We start from the raw sequence: 5275 nt of genomic DNA on the forward strand, positions 1-5275 counted from the left end.
CCTCATCGCCGCGCACGAAATCGCGGGAAAAGTCGAACCGCTCGGCGTCGGCTTGTTCCTTCACGGCGAACTCCAGTCGCTCGTGCCGCAAGGGCGACAGCGGGACCTCTGAGGATTTCACACCGCCTATCTTACTCGCGGCGTCGCACGACGCCGCCGCCCAGTCCCTCCCACTCGACGACGTAGCCGAGTTCCGAGAGGAGCGCGCTGTCGTCCTCGATACCACGCTCGGAGAACGTCGATTTCGCGTCCGAGTAGGCCATGCCGTCCTCGATTTCGTCCCCGATATCCGTGAGGACGGCGGGTCGAATCAGTGTTCTGCCGACCTGTCGATGCCGGGGGAACGACTTGCCTTCCAGCGCGTCTTCGCTGACCCCGTGTTCCTCGGCGAGGTCTGCGATGGAAACCACGTCTGCGTCCGGCACGAGTTCGTCGGGGAGCGCATCGACGCTCGCGGCGACGAGTTCGTCCTCGTACCGCCGGAGCGCGTCACGAACGTCCTTCAGTCGAATCGACCCCGAGTACGGAATCGCGCGATGGTCCCGGGCGGAAATCTCCTCGCCGACGCCGAGGGTTTCGTCCACTGCGACGAGCAGTTGCACGTCGTCCACGGCGTCCAACTGCGAGAGCTTCTTTGCGACGTATTCGGGGGTCCAGAACCCCATGATCTCGAAGAACACGCGGAAGTCGGCGTGCCGATAGTCGAAGGCGAAGTCGGGAATCATCACTCGGGCACCCGCCGCGAGCGGTTCCGGTTCGCGGACGAGGTCCCAGTCCAGTTCGAGCGCTTCGAATCGGGTCGCGAACTCCCGCTCGACGTCGCTGTCGAACGTCACGTCGGCGATGGGTTCCGTTCCGGGTGGGCGTACGGGGTCCGCATCGGAGAGTACGAGTTCGCGCTCGGTTCCGTAGTCGTCGATGGTCGCCACGAGTCGCCACGAATCGGCCTTGACGACGGTTCGAAGCAGGCGGGCGAACCGCGTTCCGTATCGCCGCGTCGAACGGAAGAGCGCGTCCGGGCCGGTGACGACGACTTCCCGTCCGGCGTCCGTCTTGTGGATTTCGTACATCAACCGGAGTCGTTTGACGGCCGAGACGAGCGCCCGCGGGTCCGAGGTTCGAACCCGGAGTTCCGTCGCGTCGAACAGCGCTGTTTGGGCGAGCGAGAGGTTGTACTGGGCAACGAGTTCGTCGGGGTCCCATCGCGAATCGAACGCGACGAGCGGTTGACGCTCTTCGAGGTCGGCGTACAGCGACGTGGCGACGTCGTCCGGAGTCGCGTCGAGGCGCTCCGCGGCGCGATCGAGCGCCGTCTTTCGCTCCTCTTCGGTGGCGACACCGACCGTCTCCGCGGTTTCGAACGCGACGGTTCGAGCGCGTTCGGGTCGGATGGGGGCACGAGGTTCGAACGTCGCTTCGCGTTCGAGGAGTTTGGCGAACCCGCGAACGAGTTTGAAATCCGATGCGTCAGCTTCGAGGTCGGAAAGTGCGGACTGGAGCCGAGCGTGCGGTTCGCCGACGTGGCCCTGATACGTGCCGAGCACGCGTGCTGCGAGCGGTCGGTGTTCTCGGTCGGCGAACTGCGGATGGTAGCCTCCCCCGGCGCGGGAAACCCGGAGCAGGTCTTTCGTAAGCACGGCGTGGGGTACGTAGTTCGAATACAAAAGAAGTCGGAATGAGAAGATTCATTCCAACTGCTCCAATGGGATGGAGTATGCGAAGACGGGAATCCCTCCAGAAACTCGGTCTCGTTGTCTCTCTTACCTCGATGAGCGGTTGTGCCACTATTCTTGGTGACCGTGGAAATCAGAAGGATGACGGGGATAATAGTCGATCCGGAGACTTAGAAAGTCGCGGAATCAAGCCGAAGAAGGGGGAAAACGGCCACCTCGTGGTCGTCGTTACGGTGAAAAACACCGGGAAGGAAACGGAATCCGCGGACCTCAAGGTGACAGTAAAAACGGACGGTACTGTTCACGAGGAAACACCGACTATAACGATTCCCGCAGGAAAGACGAAAGAGGTCAGTGTTCCCTTCGACATGACGTACGACAGATACGAGAACGCAACGAACCGGCCGATATCCATCAACTTGAAGTAACTACAGCAGCCACCAGATCAGAATCGCGACCACGAGCATTTTTTTGGTGAGTATCACGCCAACGATGAACTCTTCCATGGTTATCGACCGTACCCGAACGACAAATCGACGGACGGCCGTTCGAACGCGCTCCACGCTGACAACTTCGAGGAGGGAACCGTACCCGCTCGACGACACGGTGTGGGCAGTCGGAACCCATTCGTCATCCGTGTATCGAACTGCCAGCGGAAGTTCTTCCAAGTAACCGACCTGCGCGAACTCGAAACCGTGCTCGGCGGTCACGGCTTCGAGGTTACGCACGTCACCGTCGTCGTCCAAATCGTAACTGACCCGTGCCGGGTCGGCCGTCCACCCGAAGTCGAGTAAAAGACAGACGTGCGTCTCACACACGTGCACGCGCCGAACGGTTGCCGTCTCGGTGTTCCCGACCTGTTCTTTCTGTTTCGCAGTCAGTAGCTCGTATTCGTCGGTCGTCGATGGGGTGGATACTTCGGTCATCGTCAGTCTCCGGTTCGAAGAGTAGTGGGGACGACCCCGGGAGCCATGTCAGAGGGGGAGGTCGCCCCCATTCGAGACAAAGGCGACACAAATATTGAGTACTATTAAAATACTATCAAAACTATAGACGTAGAAGATAGTATGAAAACAATATATACTATCTGAACAGATGGACGAAAATCTATCGGCGGCGGTTCGCGACGCGAACTTCGGCCGTCTCCTCGGTGACGACTTCGAACAGGAGCGCACGCCCTCCGTCGTCCTTCGCGCGGAGGATTCGGCCGAGACGCTGGGTGAACTCGCGTTCGCTTCCGCTCCCGGAGAGAACGACTGCGACGTTGGCATCCGGAACGTCTACCCCTTCGTCCAGCACGTTCGACGTGATGACGCGCGAGTAATCCCCCCGCCGAAAGCGGTCGAGGATCTCCCGACGTTCGGGGGCCGACGTCTGATGTGTGATCGCTGGGATGAGAAATCGCTCCGAGAGTCGGTACACGAGGTCGTTGTGTGCGGTGAAGACGATGATTCGGTCGCCCCGGTGGTTGCCGAGGATTTCACCGAGCATGGTGACCTTCCCCTCGCTGTTCATCATGATGTCACGCGCGCGTTGTTTGGCGAGGAGCGCCTTGCGGGCTTTCGGGTCGCTTCCCGAGCGTTTGACGAGTTCCTGATAGTCGCTCCCGCTCCGCATCTGAATGGACGAACTGGCGAGGTAGTCGGTGAACACGCCCTGAGCCGCCTCGTATCGCTCGCGCTCCTCGGGTGTGAGTTCGACGGTCATGCGTTTCACGTCGTACGGCGCGAGGTGCGTTCCGGCGAGTTCGTCCACGTCGATGTCGAAGACCTTCTCCCCGACGAGGTCGCTTACGACCTCGTGTGCGCCGTCCGGACGTTCGAACGTCGCGGTCAACCCCATTCTGGCGGGGGCGGCCAGCAGGCGGGCGATTTCGCGGTAGCCTTCGCCGCCGAGGTGGTGGACTTCGTCGAAGATGACGAGACCGAACCGGTCGCCGATGTCGTCGGCCCGGAGGTACGCCGAATCGTAGGTCGAGACGGTGAGTCCTTCCACGTTCTGTTCGCCGCCGCCGAGTTGGCCGATGGGAACGTCGAACTCGGTTTCGAGGATGCGCCGCCACTGCGTGAGCAAGTCGATTGTCGGGACGACGACGAGCGTCGGGGTTTGACAGCGTTCGATGGCCTTCACGCCGATGACGGTCTTTCCGCTCCCAGTCGGGAGTTCGAGAACGCCTCGCCGTCCCGCGTCCTCCCACGAATCGAGCGCGGCTTCCTGATAGTCCCGCAGTTCGTAGGCGGAGTGGAGCGGCGGGAGTTCGGCGAGGTCGAGGACGGTGTCCGAGAGGGAGAGTCCATCCTCCTCGCAGTACTTACGGATGGCCGCGTAGCGGAAGGCGGGGGCGCGGCGCGTCTTCGAGCGCGGGTCGGGTTCGGTGTGGGGAATTTCGCGCTCGGTTTCGACCCGAAGCGTCCCGTTCTCGAAGGAGAGGGTCACGTCTGCCACACCGAACGTGGGGAGTACGGAATCTAAAAGGTGCCGAGGCTGGCCTGCAGGCTTCGGTCAGTCGTGCCGACTTCGAGTTCGTAGCCGACGAGGTCGCGCATGTCCGTCGCGTAGGCCGTCCCGGCGCGTTCGAGGACGAGAACGCGGCCTTGCGTTCCGAGGACGGTGCCGCTGGCGAGCGTCTCGTGGACGGGTGCGGATTCCAGTTCGAAGCCGTAATCGAAATCGAACGTTTCGAGCGGGTCGAACCGGGATAACGCGTCCTGCCACGCGGTCCCGTCGACGGTTCGGTTGAGGGTACGGATCTTCGCCGGGACGCGGACACGGTCGGTGAACGTTTCGGCGATTTCGGCCTCGCGCTCGCGGGCGATTCGGCCGTCCTTCACGGTCGCGAGGTGGGCGGCGCGGTCCGCACCCTGTTCCCGAAGCCGCGTTTCGAGTCTCCACTCACGGGTGACCCCGACCTTGAACGTCGTGGGTGCGAACGCGGCGAGGTAGATGGCGTGGTCCTCGAAACAGTCCATCTCGTCCTTGAGACAGGTACCGGTACAGCGAGCACAGACCCACATGCTGGTGTGGACATCACAGTAAGGGGCGTCGGGACGAGAACAGGGGATGTGCGTCGATCCGTCGAACGTTCCCGCACAGTGTCGTTCCCCGAGCGTGTATTCGAGTTCGGTCCCCCGTTCGAGCGTCTCACGCGAAAGGGAATCGCCGTCGCTCACCAGCAGTGCTGGTGGTTCGTCACCGGATGCGCCTGTCTCGTAGCCGACGATCTGCACAACGAACGTTGGGTTTCACCGGATAAAAGGCGTATCGTTCCGCTCGATATCTACGGGATCTCCCATTCAGATGTTAATTTTTATTATTTAAATAAAAAGTACAACTATGGAAATAGTTTAATAACGTCCTTGGCAATGGTATGTCGTGTCAGGCCATGAATCGGGAGATTCCGAGCGGGACACCGTCGAAGTGAACATCGGGTACGACGGTGAGGGAGGCAAACGAGCGGCGTTGGACGCCGCAGTGACCGTCGTCCGGGAGTTCGAGTCGCTCGACGTGGTGACGGTGGTGATTCCACGCGAAAGCTGGGAGGAACTAGACGGGAATCCGGAAATACGCTACGTCGAGGAAAACGCGCAATCCGGGGCGTGACG

6 protein-coding genes and 1 pseudogene are annotated in these 5275 nt (G+C 61.3%); 3 read left to right on the top strand and 4 right to left on the bottom strand.

What is annotated here, in order from left to right:
• Positions 1 to 112 (top strand): annotated as a pseudogene (locus tag WBV42_RS05225) (DUF7122 family protein); the annotation flags it as partial.
• Positions 113 to 131: 19 nt separating this feature from the next.
• On the opposite strand, the gene WBV42_RS05230 reads toward WBV42_RS05225, so the two are convergent.
• Positions 132 to 1637 carry a DUF790 family protein gene (locus WBV42_RS05230; RefSeq protein WP_423985085.1) on the bottom strand — a complete coding sequence of 502 codons (1506 nt, stop codon included), beginning with the start codon at positions 1635 to 1637 and terminating at the stop codon, positions 132 to 134.
• A gap of 38 nt (positions 1638 to 1675) precedes the next feature.
• Here WBV42_RS05230 and WBV42_RS05235 point away from each other — a divergent pair, with 38 nt between their 5' ends.
• Entirely contained in the window at positions 1676 to 2101 is a 426-nt protein-coding gene (locus WBV42_RS05235) for a hypothetical protein (RefSeq protein ID WP_423985086.1), read from the top strand.
• Here the strand turns inward: WBV42_RS05235 and WBV42_RS05240 are convergent, their stop codons facing one another.
• The 3 genes from WBV42_RS05240 to WBV42_RS05250 form a co-directional block, all read right to left on the bottom strand.
• The gene (locus tag WBV42_RS05240; RefSeq protein WP_423985087.1) at positions 2102 to 2599 is read right to left on the bottom strand and encodes a hypothetical protein; all 498 of its coding nucleotides are present in this window, start codon (positions 2597 to 2599) and stop codon (positions 2102 to 2104) included.
• Positions 2600 to 2780: 181 nt separating this feature from the next.
• A complete protein-coding gene (locus WBV42_RS05245) occupies positions 2781 to 4118 on the bottom strand; it encodes a DEAD/DEAH box helicase (RefSeq protein WP_423985088.1) in 1338 nt (445 codons plus the stop codon).
• 23 nt (positions 4119 to 4141) lie between these two features.
• On the bottom strand, positions 4142 to 4900 hold the full coding sequence (locus tag WBV42_RS05250; protein ID WP_423985089.1) for a DUF2797 domain-containing protein: 759 nt from the start codon (positions 4898 to 4900) through the stop codon (positions 4142 to 4144).
• A 145-nt stretch (positions 4901 to 5045) separates the two neighbouring features.
• Between WBV42_RS05250 and WBV42_RS05255 the strand changes: the two genes are divergently transcribed.
• The gene (locus WBV42_RS05255) at positions 5046 to 5273 is read left to right on the top strand and encodes a hypothetical protein (protein WP_423985090.1); all 228 of its coding nucleotides are present in this window, start codon (positions 5046 to 5048) and stop codon (positions 5271 to 5273) included.
• Positions 5274 to 5275 lie beyond the last annotated feature (2 nt).

Source organism: Haladaptatus sp., assembly GCF_049589095.1.
Taxonomy (GTDB): Archaea; Halobacteriota; Halobacteria; order Halobacteriales; family Haladaptataceae; genus Haladaptatus.